The 18,891-nt window shown below is 59.5% G+C and carries 21 protein-coding genes; 14 read left to right on the top strand and 7 right to left on the bottom strand.

Annotated elements, in window-relative coordinates; genetic code table 11:
* Positions 1-251: 251 nt before the first annotated feature.
* Both EIY72_RS07685 and EIY72_RS07680 read right to left on the bottom strand, forming a co-directional pair.
* Complete coding sequence (locus EIY72_RS07685; RefSeq protein ID WP_093227995.1) at positions 252-1,472, bottom strand: CaiB/BaiF CoA transferase family protein; 1,221 nt, start codon at positions 1,470-1,472, stop codon at positions 252-254.
* A 13-nt stretch (positions 1,473-1,485) separates the two neighbouring features.
* Complete coding sequence (locus tag EIY72_RS07680; RefSeq protein ID WP_093227998.1) at positions 1,486-2,667, bottom strand: acyl-CoA dehydrogenase; 1,182 nt, start codon at positions 2,665-2,667, stop codon at positions 1,486-1,488.
* Between the two features lie 157 nt (positions 2,668-2,824).
* On the opposite strand from EIY72_RS07680, the gene EIY72_RS07675 reads away from it, so the two are divergent.
* From EIY72_RS07675 to EIY72_RS07625, 11 genes are all read left to right on the top strand, one after another.
* Complete coding sequence (locus EIY72_RS07675; protein ID WP_093228001.1) at positions 2,825-3,724, top strand: LysR family transcriptional regulator; 900 nt, start codon at positions 2,825-2,827, stop codon at positions 3,722-3,724.
* Between the two features lie 435 nt (positions 3,725-4,159).
* Entirely contained in the window at positions 4,160-5,281 is a 1,122-nt protein-coding gene (locus tag EIY72_RS07670; RefSeq protein WP_093228004.1) for a Re/Si-specific NAD(P)(+) transhydrogenase subunit alpha, read from the top strand.
* A gap of 11 nt (positions 5,282-5,292) precedes the next feature.
* Positions 5,293-5,649, top strand: a complete 357-nt coding sequence (locus EIY72_RS07665) for an NAD(P) transhydrogenase subunit alpha part 2 (protein ID WP_007992881.1) — start codon at positions 5,293-5,295, stop codon at positions 5,647-5,649.
* Positions 5,646-7,079, top strand: coding sequence for an NAD(P)(+) transhydrogenase (Re/Si-specific) subunit beta (locus EIY72_RS07660; protein ID WP_093228007.1), 1,434 nt, complete (start codon positions 5,646-5,648; stop codon positions 7,077-7,079). The genes EIY72_RS07665 and EIY72_RS07660 overlap by 4 nt, the downstream gene beginning before the upstream one ends.
* A gap of 215 nt (positions 7,080-7,294) precedes the next feature.
* A complete protein-coding gene (locus tag EIY72_RS07655; protein WP_093228010.1) occupies positions 7,295-8,788 on the top strand; it encodes an acetyl-CoA hydrolase/transferase family protein in 1,494 nt (497 codons plus the stop codon).
* A 311-nt stretch (positions 8,789-9,099) separates the two neighbouring features.
* Entirely contained in the window at positions 9,100-9,315 is a 216-nt protein-coding gene (locus tag EIY72_RS07650) for a DUF1127 domain-containing protein (protein WP_093228016.1), read from the top strand.
* Between the two features lie 255 nt (positions 9,316-9,570).
* Positions 9,571-9,783, top strand: coding sequence for a DUF1127 domain-containing protein (locus EIY72_RS07645; protein WP_093228019.1), 213 nt, complete (start codon positions 9,571-9,573; stop codon positions 9,781-9,783).
* A gap of 145 nt (positions 9,784-9,928) precedes the next feature.
* The gene (locus EIY72_RS07640) at positions 9,929-10,249 is read left to right on the top strand and encodes a DUF2388 domain-containing protein (RefSeq protein ID WP_093228023.1); all 321 of its coding nucleotides are present in this window, start codon (positions 9,929-9,931) and stop codon (positions 10,247-10,249) included.
* A gap of 106 nt (positions 10,250-10,355) precedes the next feature.
* Positions 10,356-10,673, top strand: coding sequence for a DUF2388 domain-containing protein (locus tag EIY72_RS07635; protein WP_093228026.1), 318 nt, complete (start codon positions 10,356-10,358; stop codon positions 10,671-10,673).
* Positions 10,674-10,701: 28 nt separating this feature from the next.
* Positions 10,702-11,022 carry a DUF2388 domain-containing protein gene (locus EIY72_RS07630; RefSeq protein WP_093228029.1) on the top strand — a complete coding sequence of 107 codons (321 nt, stop codon included), beginning with the start codon at positions 10,702-10,704 and terminating at the stop codon, positions 11,020-11,022.
* Positions 11,019-12,980, top strand: coding sequence for a DUF7844 domain-containing protein (locus tag EIY72_RS07625; RefSeq protein ID WP_093228032.1), 1,962 nt, complete (start codon positions 11,019-11,021; stop codon positions 12,978-12,980). The genes EIY72_RS07630 and EIY72_RS07625 overlap by 4 nt, the downstream gene beginning before the upstream one ends.
* A gap of 47 nt (positions 12,981-13,027) precedes the next feature.
* On the opposite strand, the gene EIY72_RS07620 is transcribed toward EIY72_RS07625, so the two are convergent.
* From EIY72_RS07620 to trpB, 3 genes are all read right to left on the bottom strand, one after another.
* Positions 13,028-13,483: an anti-virulence regulator CigR family protein gene (locus tag EIY72_RS07620; protein ID WP_093228035.1), complete on the bottom strand. Its 456-nt coding sequence runs from the start codon at positions 13,481-13,483 to the stop codon at positions 13,028-13,030.
* A gap of 122 nt (positions 13,484-13,605) precedes the next feature.
* Positions 13,606-14,418 (bottom strand): tryptophan synthase subunit alpha, encoded by an 813-nt coding sequence (trpA, locus tag EIY72_RS07615; protein ID WP_093228038.1) that lies wholly within the window; start codon positions 14,416-14,418, stop codon positions 13,606-13,608.
* On the bottom strand, positions 14,418-15,638 hold the full coding sequence (gene trpB / locus EIY72_RS07610; protein WP_093228041.1) for a tryptophan synthase subunit beta: 1,221 nt from the start codon (positions 15,636-15,638) through the stop codon (positions 14,418-14,420). Before trpB ends, trpA begins: the two co-directional genes overlap by 1 nt.
* Positions 15,639-15,761: 123 nt before the next feature.
* On the opposite strand from trpB, the gene EIY72_RS07605 reads away from it, so the two are divergent.
* A complete protein-coding gene (locus EIY72_RS07605) occupies positions 15,762-16,655 on the top strand; it encodes a LysR family transcriptional regulator (protein ID WP_093228044.1) in 894 nt (297 codons plus the stop codon).
* Here EIY72_RS07605 and EIY72_RS07600 read toward each other — a convergent pair.
* Complete coding sequence (locus EIY72_RS07600; RefSeq protein ID WP_093228047.1) at positions 16,652-16,975, bottom strand: ElaB/YgaM/YqjD family protein; 324 nt, start codon at positions 16,973-16,975, stop codon at positions 16,652-16,654. The two genes, EIY72_RS07605 and EIY72_RS07600, sit on opposite strands and share 4 nt — an antisense overlap.
* Positions 16,976-17,132: 157 nt before the next feature.
* On the opposite strand from EIY72_RS07600, the gene EIY72_RS07595 reads away from it, so the two are divergent.
* Together EIY72_RS07595 and EIY72_RS07590 are read left to right on the top strand one after the other, a co-directional pair.
* Positions 17,133-17,348, top strand: a complete 216-nt coding sequence (locus tag EIY72_RS07595; RefSeq protein WP_093228050.1) for a dodecin — start codon at positions 17,133-17,135, stop codon at positions 17,346-17,348.
* A gap of 122 nt (positions 17,349-17,470) precedes the next feature.
* On the top strand, positions 17,471-17,692 hold the full coding sequence (locus EIY72_RS07590; protein WP_093228053.1) for a DUF1161 domain-containing protein: 222 nt from the start codon (positions 17,471-17,473) through the stop codon (positions 17,690-17,692).
* Between the two features lie 69 nt (positions 17,693-17,761).
* Here the strand turns inward: EIY72_RS07590 and EIY72_RS07585 are convergent, their stop codons facing one another.
* On the bottom strand, positions 17,762-18,763 hold the full coding sequence (locus tag EIY72_RS07585) for an LLM class flavin-dependent oxidoreductase (RefSeq protein ID WP_093228056.1): 1,002 nt from the start codon (positions 18,761-18,763) through the stop codon (positions 17,762-17,764).
* Positions 18,764-18,891: the final 128 nt, after the last annotated feature.

The raw sequence follows: 18,891 nt of genomic DNA, 5'->3' as shown, positions 1-18,891 counted from the left end.
CACCACTCTTTCAACTCCTTCCAGGCTTCGATGAACTGAAGCAACCTACTGCCGAAAACTGCGTAACTCTTTGTTTACCAAGGAGTTTTCCGTTTCGACTGCGCCGGAAGTGGGGCGAATTATAGACTTCTAGAATTCGCCGTCAATAGTTAATTTCGTTTTTCTATCAATAACTTACGCAGGGTGCCAAAACACCCCGTTCAAGACCTATGTAGAGGAGCCAAACGGCCCCTCTATATAGAGGAGAAGCATCAGAGCACGCCTGACGCCTTGAAGGTCGACACTGCTTCAGCGTCCAGGCCCAACACCCGCTGCAACACCTCCAGCGTATGCTCGCCCAGCAACGGCGGCGCATACCGGTATTCCACCGGTGTCTCAGACAGACGAATCGGGCTGGCCACCTGGGGCACCCTACCAGCCAGCGCATGGGGAAGCTCAATGGACAACCCGCGCGCCTTGACCTGTGGATCGGCAAACATCTGCGCCAGGTCATTGATTGGCCCGCAAGGCACGCCGGCCTGCTCCAGCTGCGCAACCCACTCAGCGGTGGTCTTGAACACAGTCGCCTGACGAATCAGCGGAATCAGCACCGCGCGGTTCGCCACCCGCAGCTTGTTGGTCGCAAACCGCGGATCATCCGCCCACTGAGGCTGACCAGCCACCTCGGCAAATTTGCGGAATTGCCCGTCATTACCCACGGTAAGGATGAAATCACCATCAGCCGTAGGAAAGTCCTGATAAGGCACGATGTTCGGGTGAGCATTGCCCAAACGCTTCGGCGCATTGCCAGTGGTCAGGTAGTTCATTGCCTGGTTGGCAAGGCAAGCCACCTGCACATCCAGCAACGCCATATCGATATGCTGACCGCCGCCGTCGTGATCCCGGTGCGCCAGCGCCGCGAGGATCGCCACCGTGGAATACAGCCCGGTCAAGATATCGGTCAGCGCCACGCCCACTTTCACCGGCCCCGCACCGTCTTCGCCTTCAGGTCGCCCCGTCAGACTCATCAGGCCGCCGAGCCCCTGGATCATGAAGTCATAACCCGCGCGCTTGGCATAAGGGCCGGTTTGGCCAAACCCGGTGATCGAGCAGTAGATCAGATCCGGGTTGATTGCCTTCAGCGATTCATAGTCCAGCCCATAGGCCGCCAGACCACCGACCTTGAAGTTCTCGATCAGGATGTCCGATTTCGCCGCCAGATCGCGCACCAGCTTTTGCCCTTCCGGACGCGTGAAGTCGATGGTCACCGATTGCTTGTTGCGGTTGGCCGACAAATAGTAGGCCGCCTCGCTGGTGTTCTCACCGTAAGCGTCTTTCAGGAAGGGCGGCCCCCAGGCGCGCGTGTCATCGCCGTTACCTGGTCGCTCGACCTTGATCACCTCGGCGCCAAGGTCGGCAAGGATCTGCCCGGCCCACGGCCCGGCGAGCACCCGCGATAAATCCAGTACCCGTAGATGCGAAAGCGCGCCCATGGACGTTCTCCTGTTAATAGAACGCCTGGATGCCGGTTTGCGCACGACCGAGGATCAGCGCATGAACGTCGTGCGTACCTTCATAAGTATTCACCACTTCCAGGTTGACCAGGTGACGGGCAACGCCGAACTCGTCGGAAATGCCGTTACCGCCCAGCATGTCGCGAGCCATGCGCACGATGTCCAGGGACTTGCCGCAAGAGTTGCGCTTCATCATCGAGGTGATTTCAACCGCCGCCGTGCCTTCGTCCTTCATGCGACCCAGACGCAGGCAGCCTTGCAGCGCCATAGTGATCTCGGTCTGCATGTCGGCCAGCTTCTTCTGAATCAGCTGGGTGGCGGCCAATGGGCGACCGAACTGCTGGCGATCCAGGGTGTACTGGCGAGCGGTATGCCAGCAGAATTCGGCGGCTCCCAGCGCACCCCAGGAGATGCCGTAACGAGCCGAGTTCAGGCAGGTGAACGGACCTTTCAGACCACGGACATCCGGGAAGATGTTCTCTTCCGGCACAAACACGTTGTCCATGACGATTTCGCCGGTGATCGACGCACGCAGGCCGACCTTGCCGTGAATCGCCGGAGCGCTCAGGCCTTTCCAGCCTTTTTCCAGAACGAAACCACGAATATCGCCGGCATCGTCCTTGCCCCAGACCACGAATACGTCAGCAATCGGGCTGTTGGTGATCCACATCTTGCTGCCGGTCAGGCTGTAGCCGCCTTCCACTTTGCGTGCACGGGTGATCATCGCACCCGGATCGGAGCCGTGGTTAGGTTCGGTCAGGCCGAAGCAACCGATCCACTCGCCCGAGGCCAGTTTCGGCAGGTACTTCTGCTTCTGCGCTTCGGTACCGAATTCGTTGATCGGCACCATCACCAGCGAAGACTGCACACTCATCATCGAGCGATAGCCGGAGTCGATGCGCTCGACTTCACGAGCGATCAGGCCATAGCTGACGTAGTTCAGCCCGCTACCACCGTACTGCTCAGGAATGGTCGCACCCAACAGACCGACTTCGCCCATCTCGCGGAAAATCGCCGGATCGGTTTTCTCATGGCGGAAAGCTTCAAGAATGCGCGGCGCGAGGCTTTGCTGAGCGAACTGCGCAGCGGTGTCGCGAATCATGCGCTCTTCTTCGGTGAGCTGTTGATCCAGCAGCAGGGGATCGATCCAGTTGAAGCTAGCTTTACCGCCCATGAGTGTGTCCTCTCGAATCGGGTCAAATAACGTGGATAGATCCTAGGCCGGGTTCAACGCCACGGCAAACGAGGATTTCGCATACTGTTGTGCTAATTTCTCACTCCGAAACGTCGCAAAAGAGCTTTTGTGCGATGTATTAGTGAGGTTGACGTACATGCGCAGAAAAATACCCAGCACAACCGCCCTGATCAGCTTTGAGGCTGCAGCACGCCACGAGAGCTTTACCAAGGCCGCCCAGGAGCTTTCCCTGACCCAAGGGGCGATATGCCGACAGATCGCCAGCCTTGAGGAATTCCTCAGCGTGGAGCTGTTCCGACGCTCACGACGGGGAGTGAAGCTCACAGAAGCGGGGCTTTCCTACAGTCGCCGTGTGGCCACTCAACTGGACGCAGTGGAGCGAGACACGCTGTCCGTCATGGGCCAGCAGGGTGCCAACGTGATCGAGCTGGCGGTGGTGCCGACCTTTGGCACCCAATGGCTGTTGCCACGGCTCAAGGACTTCCAGCACAAACACCCGGATGTGACGGTCAACCTGACCAACCGCACACGCCCGTTCCTGTTCGCCGATACCGACTTCGACGCTGCGATCTATTTCGGTGATGCAGATTGGTCGGGTACCGAATCCCACAGACTGATGGGGGAAAATCCCATGCCGGTGTGCAGTCCCGGCTTACTCGGCAACAGCAGCAGCCTGACAGCGGGGGAAATCGCGGACCTGCCACTTCTGCAGCAAACCACCCGACCCTACGCCTGGCGCCAATGGTTCGACTCTCAACTGCTGAATGTCCCGCGCGACATGACAGGACCGCGCTACGAGCTATTCTCAATGCTCGCCCAAGCCGCCATGCACGACATGGGCATTGCGCTGATTCCGCCCTTCCTGATCCAGCGGGAATTACAGGAAAACCGCCTGGTGATCGCCAACCCCCAAGCACTGTCCAGCATCAAGGCCTATTACCTGATGATTCCCGAACGAAAGGTCGAATCGGCGTCATTGCGGGCATTCCGCGACTGGCTGGTTAATCAGGCACACAGCTACAGCCTAGAAGGATAAAGGCTTCCAGCACTTACCTGACCTCGTAGTCAGTAAAAATATAGCCCTACAGATATAAGTATTTGTCGCATACCAGCAAACTGTTTCAGTTGACTCGTAAAACACCCTGCAAGCGCCAGCACACGCGGCTTTGAGCCACTATTTCGCAGCGATGCCGCATCATTCATACGGCCGATGTGTAAATTCTTTAAAATCAGCAAGAATCCTTGAAAAGCACGGTCTAGAAGGGTTTGACCAGGATAGTTGCGACATTCGGTCACGGGGTGACTTGTAGTTAATTTTCCGTCACCCGTCATAATCCCTTGAAGGGCACAAAGTTCGCCTGCAAAATGCCGCGCCCCGCCCTGATTTGGCGGGACCGTGCTGATCGGCCGCCCCAGCCGCACCATCCGTAGTGCATGGGTTTACTTAATAAGATCACGCAGGAGATTTGACGTGCACATTGGTGTTCCTCTCGAAACCCAGACCGGTGAAACAAGGGTTGCTGCAACCCCCGAAACCATCAAGAAGCTGATCAGCCAGGGCCATAAGGTCACGGTTCAAAGCGGTGCCGGCGTTAGCGCCAGTATTGTGGACAGTGCCTATGTGGCCGCCGGCGCGACCATTGGCAGTGCCAATGATGCGTTTGGTGCAGAGTTGATTTTGAAGGTTGTCGCCCCTGCCGACAGCGAGCTGGCTCTGATCAAGAGCGGCACCGTTGTGGTGGGGATGCTCAATCCGTTCAACAACGAAACCATCGCCAAAATGGCCGAGTGCGGCATTACCGCATTTGCCCTGGAAGCCGCACCGCGTACCTCCCGTGCCCAGAGCCTGGATGTGCTGTCCTCGCAAGCCAACATCGCCGGCTACAAAGCTGTGCTGCTGGCTGCTCACCACTACCCGCGCTTCATGCCGATGTTGATGACCGCGGCAGGCACCGTGAAAGCGGCGCGCGTGCTGATTCTCGGCGCAGGCGTGGCCGGCTTGCAGGCGATCGCTACGGCAAAACGTCTGGGTGCGGTGATCGAAGCGTCTGATGTGCGTCCTGCGGTAAAAGAGCAGATCGAATCCCTCGGCGCCAAGTTCGTCGACGTGCCTTACGAGACCGATGAGGAGCGTGAATGCGCCGTCGGCGTCGGTGGTTACGCTCGCCCGATGCCCGCCAGCTGGATGCAGCGCCAGGCTGTGGCGGTGCACGAGCGTGCCAAACAGGCTGACATCGTCATCACCACCGCGCTGATTCCAGGCCGCAAGGCACCGACGCTGTTGAGCGCGGAGACCGTGGCCCAGATGAAACCGGGCTCAGTGGTCATCGACCTCGCGGCCGCCCAGGGTGGCAACTGCCCGCTGACCGTGGCCGATCAGGTGGTCGTCGAAAATGGCGTGACCATTGTCGGTCCGACCAACCTGGCCGGCGACGTCGCGGCAGACGCCTCGGCCCTGTACGCCCGCAACCTGCTGGACTTCATGAAACTGTTGTTCGATAAAGAAGGACAACTGGTGATCAACCTTGAAGACGATATCGTCGCCGCGTGCCTGATGTGCCGCGACGGCCAGATCGTGCGCAAGAACGGCTGAGGATAAAAACAATGGAAGACATGCTGATCTCTCACGGTATCTACAACCTGATCATCTTTGTGCTGGCTATCTATGTCGGTTACCACGTGGTCTGGAACGTTACGCCTGCACTGCACACGCCATTGATGGCGGTGACCAACGCCATCTCGGCCATCGTGATCGTCGGCGCCATGCTCGCCGCTGCACTCACCGTGACGCCGCTGGGCAAGACCATGGGCACCCTGGCCGTGGCCCTGGCTGCGGTCAATGTGTTCGGTGGCTTCCTCGTAACCCGCCGCATGCTGGAAATGTTCAAGAAGAAGGCCGCGCCAGCAAAAGCGCCGGCAGCCAAGGCCGAAGCAGTCAAGGCTGAGGTGCAGCAAGCATGAGCATGAACCTGGTAACTTCCCTGTATTTGATCGCCTCGGTCTGCTTCATCCAGGCGCTCAAGGGTCTCTCGCACCCGACCACGTCGCGCCGCGGCAACCTGTTCGGCATGCTCGGCATGGGCCTGGCGGTACTCACCACGGTCGGCCTGATCTACAAGCTCGGTGCCGAGCTTGCCCACGACGGTATCGTCTACGTGATCGTCGGCCTGCTGATCGGCGGTACCGCCGGTTCGATCATGGCCAAACGCGTTGAAATGACCAAGATGCCCGAGCTGGTCGCCTTCATGCACAGCATGATCGGCCTCGCGGCGGTGTTCATCGCCGTGGCTGCCGTGGTCGAACCTCAGTCGCTGGGTATCGTTCAGCAACTGGGCGACGAGATCCCGACCGGTAACCGTCTGGAACTGTTCCTCGGCGCGGCCATCGGTGCAATCACCTTCTCCGGTTCGGTGATCGCCTTCGGCAAGCTTTCGGGCAAGTACAAGTTCCGCCTGTTCCAGGGTGCACCGGTACAGTTCTCCGGTCAGCACAAGTTGAACGCGATTCTTGGCCTGGCAACACTGGCACTCGGCGTGACCTTCATGCTCACCGGCAACCTCGCAGCGTTCGCGCTGATGCTGGCCCTGGCGTTCGTAATGGGCGTGCTGATCATCATCCCGATCGGCGGTGCGGACATGCCCGTGGTCGTGTCGATGCTCAACAGCTATTCCGGCTGGGCAGCGGCGGGCATCGGTTTCTCGCTGAACAACTCGATGCTGATCATCGCCGGTTCGCTGGTCGGTTCGTCCGGTGCGATCCTCTCGTACATCATGTGCAAGGCGATGAACCGTTCCTTCTTTAATGTACTGCTCGGTGGTTTCGGCAACACAGCAGATGCCGGCCCTGCCGGCGCGAAGGAAGCCCGCCCGGTGAAATCCGGTTCGGCCGACGACGCCACCTTCCTGCTGACCAACGCCGACACCGTGATCATCGTTCCCGGTTACGGCCTGGCGGTGGCTCGGGCGCAGCACGCGTTGAAGGAACTGACCGAGAAGCTGACCCATCGCGGCGTGACCGTGAAGTACGCGATCCACCCGGTGGCCGGCCGCATGCCTGGTCACATGAACGTCCTGCTCGCCGAGGCCGAAGTGCCTTACGACCAGGTGTTCGAGATGGAAGACATCAACTCCGAGTTCGGTCAGGCTGACGTGGTACTGGTGTTGGGTGCGAACGACGTGGTCAACCCGGCCGCGAAGAACGATCCGAAGTCGCCGATTGCCGGCATGCCGATTCTCGAAGCCTTCAAGGCAAAGACCATCATCGTCAACAAACGCTCGATGGCCAGCGGCTATGCCGGTCTGGATAACGAACTGTTCTACCTCGATAAAACCATGATGGTGTTCGGCGACGCTAAAAAGGTCATCGAAGACATGGTCAAAGCCGTCGAGTAACGTTCGTCGGTAAACGCAAAACGCCCCGTCTCTACGGGGCGTTTTCGTTTGCGCAAATCGTCGGACAAACTACGCTTTTATTACCGATCCGGTAATGGTGTTTTGCTCTAAAGGCCCGGAATAGACGCCTCGTTTGCGACCTTGGTAGCGGGACAGGAGTCGGCGTAATTCACTAGACTGCACGTCCTGTTACCCGTTGCCCGAGATAATAATCCATGTACCGTGACCGTATTCGCCTGCCTTCCTTGTTGGACAAAGTGATGAGCGCTGCCGACGCCGCCGCTTTGATTGAAGATGGCATGACCGTCGGCATGAGCGGCTTCACCCGCGCCGGTGAAGCCAAGGCTGTGCCGCAAGCATTGGCCGAACGCGCGAAGGTCACGCCGCTGAAGATCAGCCTGATGACCGGCGCCAGCCTGGGCAACGACCTCGACAAACAACTCACCGAAGCCGGCGTGCTGTCGCGACGCATGCCGTTCCAGGTCGACAGCACCCTGCGCAAGGCGATCAACGCTGGCGAAGTCATGTTCATCGACCAGCACCTGTCGGAAACCGTCGAGCAATTGCGCAACCAGCAATTGAAGCTGCCGGACATCGCCGTGATTGAAGCCGTGGCCATCACCGAGCAGGGACACATCGTGCCGACCACCTCCGTGGGCAACTCGGCCAGCTTCGCGATTTTCGCCAAACACGTGATCGTCGAGATCAACATGGCGCACAACCCGAATCTGGAGGGTCTGCACGACATCTATATCCCGACCTATCGCCCGACCCGCACGCCCATTCCGCTGGTCAAGGTCGACGACCGCATCGGCAGCACAGCCATTCCGATTCCAGCGGAAAAGATCGTCGCGATCGTCGTCACCAACCAGGCTGACTCGCCGTCCACCGTGCTGCCGCCAGACGCGGAAACCCAGGCGATTGCCGACCATCTGATCGACTTCTTCAAACAGGAAGTCGACGCCGGTCGCATGACCAACAAGCTCGGCCCGCTGCAGGCCGGCATCGGTACCATCGCCAACTCGGTGATGTGCGGCCTGATCGACTCGCCATTCGAAGACCTGACGATGTATTCCGAAGTGCTGCAGGACTCGACCTTCGACCTGATCGATGCCGGCAAGCTGAGTTTTGCCTCGGGCAGCTCGATCACCCTGTCGAGCCGGCGCAATGCTGACGTGTTTGGTAATCTGGAGCGTTACAAAGACAAACTGGTCCTGCGCCCACAAGAAATCTCCAACCACCCGGAAGTGGTGCGCCGCCTGGGTATCATAGGTATCAACACCGCCCTGGAGTTCGACATCTACGGTAACGTCAACTCCACCCACGTCTGCGGTACACGCATGATGAACGGCATCGGCGGCTCGGGCGACTTCGCGCGCAATGCGCACCTGTCGGTGTTCGTCACCAAGTCGATTGCCAAGGGCGGCGCGATTTCCAGCGTGGTGCCGATGGTCAGCCACGTTGACCATACCGAACACGACGTAGACATCCTCGTCACCGAGGTCGGCCTCGCTGACCTGCGTGGCCTGGCGCCACGTGAACGCGCCCGGATCATCATCGACAAGTGCGTGCACCCGGACTACCGCGAAGCGCTGAACAACTACTACACCGCTGCCTGCGCCATCGGCGGGCACACACCGCATATCCTGCGTGATGCCCTGAGCTGGCATATCAACCTGGAAGAAACCGGGCACATGCTCAAGAAGTGATTGGTACAGATCGCCGCTGACGCAAACACAGTTTCGTCAGCAAGCGAATCCTAATCGTCAAAAACTGTACTGCTGTACTGGTCATTTCCTACAGAAAACACCTAAACCCTCACGGCAAAACCACAATAATGCACACAAACAGTGCAGACCAGTACAGTTGCCTCATTTTCGACCAGTACACCCCCTATAAACAGTTAACTGAGCTCTCACAATACAGATGAACTGTATCTACAGAGGCTAGGCAAAGAGGAGGATCATGGGCACCAGTTAAACCACTACCTAATCCCGCCACAAGCGGAAGGATGTCAACCATGGAACGTACACTCAGTTCCGAACTGTTCTTCGAAGACACTGCTGCAAAAACCCAGGCTTCCCTGCCTCTGCGCGTAATCGCCAACCTGATGCTGTGGCAGCGCCGCATCTCCAGCCGCCACCAACTGGCTCGCCTGGATTCGCGTCTGCTGGCCGATGCCGGGATCAGCGAAGCACAACGCTTCGAAGAGCTGAGCAAGCCGTTCTGGCGCTAAATCAGCGTCGCTGGCCCTGACCCATAGGGTTAACCGCCAGCAACCCGAATTGAACAAACAAGACCCGTCGTGGGAAACCACGACGGGTCTTGTCGTTTTGGGCCTCTGAAACGCGATTTACAGTAGCCAGATACAAACACCAGTACAGTTTGCAAATAGCTACAACTGAACAGGTACAATATCACTGCAGTGTGTCTGTGAGGGAATGTGCTGCGCGGTCAGGATGGAATCTTTCCATCGATCAGGGACTGCGCCATGAAAAACCCACAGGATGTGTCTATCCCGCTGACTCAACCCGGTCCTACCGGTGTTTCCCGGCTACTCAGGTATACGAAATGGCTGTGGGAAACGCTGGAGAAAGTGAAAACGCGGCGTTTACTGGCGGAACTCGATGATCGGCAACTGTCCGATATGGGCATCAGTCATTGCGATCGAGCCAATGAACTGGACAAGCCATTCTGGCGCTGACTTTCCAGCCCTACAGACGGGGCTGTTCGAACCGCCACGCATAAGCCTAATATCAAGGCAGAACGTGGCGAACGCCGGCTGCCTGGCGTCAGCGCTTGCAGACATTGCGCCATTTTTCAATTGACTCACCCAAAGGAGTTACACCATGTCTCGTCTTCGCCTGCTCAGCGCTGCAGCCCTGTTTGCCGTGGCAGCCAATGCCAGCGCCACCAGCTTCATCGTCACCACCGACGCAGTGGTCAACGCGCTCAAGGCCACCTCCGACGCTACCACCAACGTCATCTCCTCTTCGTTCAAGGACGACAAGATCGTTCTCGCCGCCCGTGATGATGCCGCCAGCTTCGTGGCCACCGAAGGCAACATTCGTGGCGTGAAACTGGAAAGCGCCCTTGACCACATTCGTCACAAGGCACCCCAGCTGAACGCCTCTGACGCGCAACTGGCCCAGGCCATCCTGACCATCTAAGCGCTGCACAAATGAGGGGCACGCCAGGCGTGTCCCCATGTTTCAGTGCTGGCTCCCGGCCGGGCCTTGCGCTAGCCTTCGGACTCACATTCAACTGTCGAGTCTCATGCGTTTTCTTTCAGTTACCCTGATTACTCCAGTGTTTTTCACCCTCGGTTTTTCGGGCTCCGCCTGTGCCTACGATGCTTTCAACCTGTCCACCCAAGGCATTGTCGCCAGCGGTTATGCCACAAGCCTCGTGACCTCCGCGCCCTTCGAACATAAACTGCTGCTCGCCGCCCAGGATGACGCTGCGGCATTCGTTGCCACTGACGGCCAAATGAGAGGCGCACAACTGGAATCGGCCCTGCGTTACTTGCGCCGAACCCAGGCAAAACTTCATGCCAGCGACCTTGAACTGGCACAGGCAATTCTCGTCCAATAGTTATTCTCGTTTTATCTGGAGTCGTTCCATGCGTAACCCGCTGATTGCTGCCACCTTAGGCCTGCTGCTGTTGGCCGATGTGGCCCAGGCACATACTCTGGTTGCCACCAGTAACATGCTGATTCGCGCTACCCAGCGCACCCTCGATTTCACCTCGGACACCACCACTTCCATTCGCGACTCGAAAATCGTCCGCGAAGCGCAGGACGATGCCGCCAGCTTCGTTGCCAGCAACGGTGATATCCGCGGCGCCCACCTGGAGTCCGCCCTCGACCTGTTGCGCACTCGTGTACCGGAAGCACGCGATGCCAGTGACCAGGATCTCGCCGAAGCCATACTCGCACTGTGAAGCGCTTAAGCGCCTGGCTGCTGGCCGGGACCGTGTTGCTACTCGGCAACACGGCCCACGCAGGCCTTCAACTACACCTCAAGACCGAAGGCCTGAGCCCCGCGCAACAGCAAGCCAGCCAGGCTCTGCTCGATGAAGCCATGCAGAAGTTGCCGCCACGCTTCATCGAGCAACTGGATCGACGCATCGACGTCGGCTGGACCGACAAGATGCCGAGCAATGCCTACGGCCAGGCATCGCCAGTGTCCGAGCTCGACCTGAACCGCAACTTGCTCGACAGCCTCACGGACGGCACTGCCGCCACAGAAAAAACCTATCGCCCCCACGGCACGGTACGCCAGGAAATGCTGGCTACGGTGCTGCACGAACTCACCCACATCTACGACCGCGCACGTTTGTGGCCGGATGCCGAGCGCAAGCTGATTCAGCGCTGCACCCGACGCAACAACAGCTCAGGCTTGATCGGCCTTCCGGATGAGTGCCGCAGCCAGTCGGGCCGGCGCTTTACCCTCAGTGACGATCCGCGCTTGCTCGATCTCGCCGGCTGGCAGCAATACGTTGGTCGTCGCGGCGAACGTGAGCAGCACAACCGCCAAATCGCCCGCAGCCCGGACATCTACGAAATCAGCAGCCCGAAAGAGTTCGTCGCGGTCAACATGGAGTACTTCCTCCTCGACCCGAGCTACGCCTGCCGCCGGCCGTCGCTGTATCGCTACTACAAGGAACATTTCGGCTGGGCGCCCGCCGCCAAAAACGAATGCGGCAAAACTTTCGCGTTCCTCAATGCCGGCAACGATTTCGCAAGGACCCCACTGGGCCAGGTCGATCCGGAGCGGGTTTATGCAGTCGACTATCTATTGGCCGAGGCCAATCAGAACTGGGTCAGTCGCTGGGGCCACAGCATGTTGCGCCTGGTGATCTGTGCACCGGGTCGACCACGTGGCCCGGATTGCCGCCTCGACCTGGACCAGCATCTGGTGCTGTCGTATCGCGCCTTTGTCGGCGACGTGCAACTGTCGAGCTGGGATGGTCTGGTGGGCAAATACCCGTCGCGCCTGTTTGTCCTGCCCCTGGCCCAGGTGATCGACGAATACACCAAGACCGAATTGCGCAGCCTGGCCTCCGTGCCCCTGAACCTGTCGCGCAAAGAGATTGAAGGGGTCGTCGAGCGCGCCGCCGAAATGCACTGGAGCTACGACGGCAACTATTTCTTCCTGTCCAACAACTGCGCCGTTGAAGAGCTGAAACTGCTGCGCAGCGGCACCGACAACTCAAAACTGGTCGCCCTCGACAACATCATGCCCAACGGCTTGCTGGAAGTGCTCAAAGGCCGAGGGATGGCCGACACCAGCGTGCTGGACAATCCCAAGGAAGCGTTGCGCCTGGGCTACCGTTTCGACTCCTTCCGCGACCGTTATCAGGCCATGTTCGAGGTGCTTAAAAAGCACTTGCCGATCAAACAGGAAACGGTCGAGGACTGGCTGGATCTGAAGGCCGAAGAGCGTCGCCCGTGGTTCCAGCAGGCTGACTTGCGCACCAGCGCAGCTTTGCTCCTGCTGGAGCAGGCGAGCTTCCGTCGGCAGTTGCTTCTGGCCCAGGATGAAGTGAAGCAGCGCTATCTGGGCGCTCGCGAACTGAAGAATGGCGGCATGGACCAGGCCAACGCGACACTCAAGGAAATTCTCGCCAACAGCGGCTTCCTCAGTCGCCCGGCAGAACTGCTGGGTACCAACGGTTACGGGCTGCCACAACCGAGCGAATCAGAACATCTTGAGGCGGAAAGCGCCCAACGGCAGAAACAGCTACTGGCGCTGTCCGGTGACCTGGACAAGGAAGTACGCGCGTTGCTTGAACCAAGCCGGGCCGCCGAGATGGCGGCCAACGAGGAGAACGTGAAACAGATCGGCGAGCACCTGCGCAAACTGCACAAGGCCGCGGGCGGGTTGGAGTTGCCTTGAATCTGAGCCTGTAGGAGCGAACAGGTTCGCTCCTACAGGCAGAATCGTCAGTACAGAACGCCCTGCAACACCTCATACACAATCCCGGTACCTGCCGCGATCAGCACGATGTCGGGACCCGCACGACGCCATTCATATCCCGGGTAGTACGGCAGATGGCTGAGTGCACGGTTATCCAGGCGCTCGCCGTAGTAACCGTGGGGCAGCGGACGGCCACGCACGACGATCACGCCCGGAGGCGGTGGCGCGCCGCGCACGAAGTAGACGTGATTGTCGTGGATGATCTGGCGCACGGGTGCAAAGTCCCGCGGAGGTGGCCCGCCGCGATGATTGTCCTGCGGGCCTCGATGATCGTTGCCGTGGTAGTCACCATGATTGTCATAGTGGTTATCACCGTGGTTGTCATAATGGCCGTGATCGTCATGTTGATCAGCATTGGCATGCAGCGTTGCGCCAAGCATCAGCACACCCAGGCCGGCAATCAGACGTTTCGACATTTTCATCAGGTCTTTCCTCACAACACTTACAGCAAAAAGGGCCTCAGAACGCAGTCCTGAAGCCCTCGGTCTTGCTTGATTAGTCTGTGTCGCGAGGCGCTAATTCCTCTGTATCAGGAACTTTACCTTCAGCTGACGCGGGCCTTACGCACGCCATCAGCCAGGGCCGAGCAAAGACTCAGCACGCCATCAACAGCCTGCTCTGGCGTTGCCGCATTGGCGATCTGGTCGATCAATGCCGAACCCACCACCACACCATCAGCCAGACGTGCGATGCCCGCTGCCTGCTCCGGCGTACGGATGCCGAAACCGATGCTGATCGGCAGGTCGGTGTGACGACGCAGGCGCGCAACGGCTTCTTCGACGTGTTCGACCGTGGCGGCAGCGGCACCGGTCACGCCGGCAACCGACACGTAGTAGACGAAGCCCGAGCTGCCGTTGAGCACGGTCGGCAAACGCACATCGTCTGTGGTCGGCGTGGTCAGGCGGATGAAGTCCAGGCCGGCGGCCTGTGCCGGGTCGCACAGCTCACTGTTGTGCTCTGGCGGCAGGTCGACAACGATCAAGCCATCAACCCCGGCTTCCTTGGCTTCAGCGATGAAGCGCGGCACGCCGTACATGTGGATCGGGTTGAAGTAACCCATCAGCACCAGCGGCGTCTCGGCATTGCCGGCACGGAACTCGCGAACCATTTGCAGGGTTTTCGCCAGGTTCTGTTTAGCCGCCAGGGCGCGGATGTTGGCCAGTTGAATTGCCGGGCCATCGGCCATCGGATCGGTGAAGGGCATGCCCAGTTCGATCACGTCAGCGCCAGCGGCTGGCAAGCCCTTGAGGATCGCCAGGGACGTGTCGTAGCTCGGGTCGCCGGCCGTGACGAAGGTCACCAGGGCGGCGCGGTTCTGTTGCTTGAGTTCGGCAAAACGCGTTTGCAGGCGGCTCATCAGTGTTTCTCCTGCTTGGACTGTTCCATATGGTGCATCACGGTCTGCATGTCTTTGTCGCCACGGCCGGACAGGTTGACCACCATCAGGTGATCCTTCGGCAGGTTCGGTGCGCGCTTGAACACTTCAGCCAGGGCATGAGCGCTTTCCAGCGCCGGAATGATGCCTTCCAGGCGGCAGCACTGGTGGAAGGCGGCGAGGGCTTCGTCGTCGGTCACCGAGGTGTACTGAACGCGGCCAATGTCGTGCAACCAGGCGTGTTCAGGGCCGATGCCCGGATAGTCGAGACCGGCGGAAATCGAGTGGGCGTCGATGATCTGGCCATCGTCGTCCTGCAGCAGGAAGGTGCGGTTGCCGTGCAGCACACCTGGCACACCGCCGTTCAGGCTCGCCGCATGCTTGCCGGTCTCGATGCCATAACCGGCCGCTTCAACGCCGATGATCTCGACACTCTTGTCGTCGAGGAACGGGTGGAACAGGCCCATGGCGTTGGAACCACCGCCGATGCACGCCACCAGGCTGTCCGGCAGACGGCCTTCCTGGGCTTGCAGCTGCTCGCGGGTTTCCTTGCCGATGACGGCCTGGAAATCGCGAACCATCGCAGGGTAGGGGTGCGGACCGGCGACGGTGCCGATCAGGTAGAAGGTGCTGTCGACGTTGGTCACCCAGTCGCGCAGCGCTTCGTTCATCGCATCTTTCAGCGTACCGGTACCGGCGACGACCGGAATTACCTCGGCGCCCAGCAACTTCATGCGGAACACGTTGGCCTGCTGGCGCTCAATGTCGGTGGTGCCCATGTAGATCACGCAATCCAGACCGAAACGTGCGGCCACAGTGGCGGTTGCCACGCCGTGCATGCCGGCGCCGGTCTCGGCGATGATGCGTTTTTTACCCATGCGCCGCGCCAGCAGGATCTGGCCGATGCAGTTGTTGATCTTGTGCGCGCCGGTGTGGTTCAGCTCTTCGCGCTTGAGGTAGATCTTGGCGCCACCGCAGAATTCGGTCAGACGCTCGGCGAAGTACAGCGGGCTTGGACGACCGACATAATCGCGCTGGAAATAGGCCAGCTCTTCTTTGAAAGCCGGATCTTCCTTGGCCAGTTCGTATTCGCGGGCCAGATCGAGGATCAACGGCATCAGGGTTTCGGCGACGTAGCGGCCGCCGAACGCGCCGAACAGGCCGTTGGCATCAGGGCCGTTGCGCAGATTGGTCTGGGTCATGGGGCGCTCCAGTTGAAGGCAGGATGTGATGCATAAGAAGACAATGGCCTAACTCTACCCCTGACGCCGCAGGCTGAAAACCGATAAGATCGCCGTAACCTGTCAGGAAAACTCACAGATATCATGAGCCACGACCTTCCTCCGCTGAACGCCTTGCGCGCCTTCGAAGCGACCGCCCGCTTGAACAGTGTCAGCCAGGCCGCTGAACAACTGCACGTCACCCACGGCGCCGTCAGCCGGCAGTTGAAGGTGCTGGAGGAGCACCTCGGCGTCAGTCTGTTCGTCAAGGATGGTCGCGGCCTGAAACTCACAGATGCCGGCCTGCGCTTACGTGATGCCAGCGCAGAGGCCTTCGAGCGCTTGCGCACGGTCTGCGCCGAACTTACCCAAAGCACCGCCGATGCTCCCTTTGTCCTTGGCTGCTCGGGAAGTCTGCTGGCGCGTTGGTTCATCCCGCGCCTGGGGCGGCTGAATGCCGATCTGCCGGACTTGCGGCTGCACCTGTCCGCCGGGGAGGGCGATCTCGATCCACGCCGGCCAGGGCTGGATGCCTTGCTGGTGTTTGCCGAGCCGCCCTGGCCAACAGACATGCAGGTCTTCGAGCTGGCCAGCGAGCGCATCGGCCCGGTCCTGAGCCCGCGTTTTGCCGGTTATGACCGGCTCAAGGCCGCCCCGGCTACGGCATTGCTGAACGAGCCCTTGCTGCACACCACCTCACGCCCACAAGCCTGGCCGAGTTGGGCGCAACAGCGAGGGCTGGAAGCCAAGGCCTTGAAGTACGGTCAGGGCTTCGAACATTTGTATTATCTGTTGGAGGCCGCTGTCGCCGGATTGGGCGTGGCGATTGCCCCCGAGCCTTTGGTGGCTGAGGACTTGAAGGCGGGGCGCCTGGTTGCGCCGTGGGGTTTTAGTGAAACCCCGGCGCAACTGGCCTTGTGGCTACCCAAGCGCGCCGCAGACGGGCGCGCCCGGCAATTGGCGCAGTGGCTCAAAAATGAACTGAGCCGCCAGGTCTAGTCACGTTTGCACAGCAGATAAGCCGCCAGCAGACCCAGCGCGCCCACGGCAACACCAGCCGTCGTCCATGGGTGATCCTGGGCGTAGTCACGGGTAGCGATCCCGGTTTCGCGGGTCTTCACCTTGACCTCTTCATAGGCGTCGGCCAACAGGTGACGCGAGTGTTTCAGTGCATTCTCGGCATTGCTTTTCAGGGTTTTGAGCGTTCTACGCGACTCGTCCGAGGCGTCGTCCTTCAGGCTTTCCAACGACTTGAGCAGACTCTCGATCTCGGCTTCCATGCTTTGCAACGAGGCTTTGCGTAACGAGGTGTTGGCCATGGTGGCTCTCCTGCATTGTTGATGAGTAGCGTGTGTTGGTTGGGACTTCAGGGGTTCGAGAAAGTGCAGTAAATCTGAACTTCAACGTCGGATTGGCCGACAGAAGTAATAGGAAAAATCACTGCTAGGCTGTAATTCACACGCCGAGGAGAACGCCATGTCTGACCATCACACCTACAAGAAAGTCGAGCTGGTCGGCTCGTCCACCAGCAGCATCGAAGATGCCATCAACAACGCTTTGGCCGAGGCCAGCAAAAGCCTCAAGCATATGGAGTGGTTTGAGGTGACCGAGACCCGAGGGCACATCAAGGACGGCAAGGCCGCGCACTTTCAGGTCACCCTCAAGGTTGGCTTCCGGATTGCCAGCAGCTGACTTTGAGCTAGTCTTCTGAACTTGCGCGCTGGCCGAATGCCATAGGGAATGGCAAAGCGCTACATGAGTGAGTCCGGCTGAAGGCTGGATACCCCTTTTGATCCGACCAGGGAATGCAACCGATGAAGAAGTTTATGTTGGCGGTAGGTTTGTTGAGCCTTGCGGGGACCGCATTCGCAGGTGGCAAGCCATGTGAAGAACTGAAGGCCGAGATCGCAGCGAAACTCGATGCCAAAGGCGTTTCCGGTTATTCGCTGGACATCGTCGATAAAGGCGCTGCTGCCGGTGGGAAAATAGTCGGCAAATGCGAAGCGGGCGCCAAAGTGATCGTCTACAAGAAGTAAGCTGATTTCGGGCTCCAACGAAAAAGCCGACGCGCTGGCGTCGGCTTTTTTTCGCCCGGTGATTGCGCCTCAGCCCTTCATGACCTGCGACAGCAATTCGTAGGAATGCACGCGGTGTGCATGCTCATACAGGTCGCAGGTGAAAATCAGCTCGTCAGCCTGGGTTTGCTCGATCAGCACCTCAAGCTTGGCACGGATTTTCTGTGGGCTGCCGACCATGGCCAGGCCGAGGAAATCACGCACCGCATCCCGCTCATGGGGCAGCCACAAGCCGTCCATGGTATCCACCGGCGGGCGTTGCACCAGGCTCTGGCCACGCATCAGGGCGAGAATGCGCTGGTAGACCGAGGTCGCCAGATAGTCCGCCTGCTCGTCGGTATCGGCCGCCACCAGCGGAACGCCGAGCATGACGTAAGGCTTGTCCAGCACCGCCGACGGCTTGAAGTGATTGCGATAGACGCGAATCGCCTCGTGCATGTAGCGCGGCGCGAAATGCGAGGCGAAGGCGTAAGGCAAACCGCGTTCACCCGCCAATTGCGCACTGAACAGACTCGAGCCCAAGAGCCAGACCGGCACATTGGTCCCGGTACCCGGCATGGCGATAATGCGCTGATCAGGTGTACGTGGGCCCAGGTAGCGAACCAGCTCGGCCACATCCTCCGGGAAGTCGTCCGCGCTGCCGGAACGCTCACGGCGCAGGGCCCGTGCGGTCATCTGGTCGGAACCGGGGGCACGGCCAAGACCCAGATCGATCCGGCCTGGGTAAAGGCTTTCAAGGGTGCCGAACTGCTCGGCGATCACCAACGGGGCATGGTTGGGCAACATGACACCACCGGAGCCGACACGAATAGTCGACGTCCCGCCCGCCAGATAGCCCAGCAACACCGAAGTCGCGGAGCTGGCAATGCCATCCATGTTGTGGTGCTCGGCCACCCAGAAGCGGGTGTAGCCGAACTTCTCGACGTGTTGTGCCAGGTCCAGCGAGTTGCGCAGCGACTGGGCCGCGCTGCCATTTTCACGAACCGGCACCAGATCGAGGGTCGAGAACTTGATATCGGACAGACGTTTCATAAACCTGCATCTCCAATTGAGGGCGCAGGTTTTTTCTTGCGAACGAAAACCTGCCGAATCCAAAGGCTTGCTTCATGCAATGTGGGCATATACCCGAGTTTCAATAGGCGAAGCAAAAAACCCTCGAA

This window comes from Pseudomonas vancouverensis (assembly GCF_004348895.1).
GTDB classification, from domain to species: domain Bacteria; phylum Pseudomonadota; class Gammaproteobacteria; order Pseudomonadales; family Pseudomonadaceae; genus Aquipseudomonas; species Aquipseudomonas vancouverensis.
Note: the sequence above shows the minus strand (reverse complement) of the source record. Positions and strands in the feature narration are given on the sequence as shown.

Excerpts from the sequence above, each read along its gene's own strand:
- EIY72_RS07650 (WP_093228016.1), top strand. The coding sequence starts at position 9,100 with ATGGAACGTACACTCAGTTCCGAACTGTTCTTCGAAGACACTGCTGCA.
- trpB (WP_093228041.1), bottom strand. The coding sequence starts at position 15,638 with ATGACCCAGACCAATCTGCGCAACGGCCCTGATGCCAACGGCCTGTTC.
- EIY72_RS07660 (WP_093228007.1), top strand. The coding sequence starts at position 5,646 with ATGAGCATGAACCTGGTAACTTCCCTGTATTTGATCGCCTCGGTCTGC.
- EIY72_RS07655 (WP_093228010.1), top strand. The coding sequence starts at position 7,295 with ATGTACCGTGACCGTATTCGCCTGCCTTCCTTGTTGGACAAAGTGATG.
- EIY72_RS07640 (WP_093228023.1), top strand. The coding sequence starts at position 9,929 with ATGTCTCGTCTTCGCCTGCTCAGCGCTGCAGCCCTGTTTGCCGTGGCA.
- EIY72_RS07675 (WP_093228001.1), top strand. The coding sequence starts at position 2,825 with ATGCGCAGAAAAATACCCAGCACAACCGCCCTGATCAGCTTTGAGGCT.
- EIY72_RS07645 (WP_093228019.1), top strand. The coding sequence starts at position 9,571 with ATGAAAAACCCACAGGATGTGTCTATCCCGCTGACTCAACCCGGTCCT.
- trpA (WP_093228038.1), bottom strand. The coding sequence starts at position 14,418 with ATGAGCCGCCTGCAAACGCGTTTTGCCGAACTCAAGCAACAGAACCGC.
- EIY72_RS07585 (WP_093228056.1), bottom strand. The coding sequence starts at position 18,763 with ATGAAACGTCTGTCCGATATCAAGTTCTCGACCCTCGATCTGGTGCCG.
- EIY72_RS07620 (WP_093228035.1), bottom strand. The coding sequence starts at position 13,483 with ATGAAAATGTCGAAACGTCTGATTGCCGGCCTGGGTGTGCTGATGCTT.
- EIY72_RS07635 (WP_093228026.1), top strand. The coding sequence starts at position 10,356 with ATGCGTTTTCTTTCAGTTACCCTGATTACTCCAGTGTTTTTCACCCTC.
- EIY72_RS07590 (WP_093228053.1), top strand. The coding sequence starts at position 17,471 with ATGAAGAAGTTTATGTTGGCGGTAGGTTTGTTGAGCCTTGCGGGGACC.
- EIY72_RS07630 (WP_093228029.1), top strand. The coding sequence starts at position 10,702 with ATGCGTAACCCGCTGATTGCTGCCACCTTAGGCCTGCTGCTGTTGGCC.
- EIY72_RS07605 (WP_093228044.1), top strand. The coding sequence starts at position 15,762 with ATGAGCCACGACCTTCCTCCGCTGAACGCCTTGCGCGCCTTCGAAGCG.
- EIY72_RS07665 (WP_007992881.1), top strand. The coding sequence starts at position 5,293 with ATGGAAGACATGCTGATCTCTCACGGTATCTACAACCTGATCATCTTT.
- EIY72_RS07685 (WP_093227995.1), bottom strand. The coding sequence starts at position 1,472 with ATGGGCGCGCTTTCGCATCTACGGGTACTGGATTTATCGCGGGTGCTC.
- EIY72_RS07680 (WP_093227998.1), bottom strand. The coding sequence starts at position 2,667 with ATGGGCGGTAAAGCTAGCTTCAACTGGATCGATCCCCTGCTGCTGGAT.
- EIY72_RS07600 (WP_093228047.1), bottom strand. The coding sequence starts at position 16,975 with ATGGCCAACACCTCGTTACGCAAAGCCTCGTTGCAAAGCATGGAAGCC.
- EIY72_RS07595 (WP_093228050.1), top strand. The coding sequence starts at position 17,133 with ATGTCTGACCATCACACCTACAAGAAAGTCGAGCTGGTCGGCTCGTCC.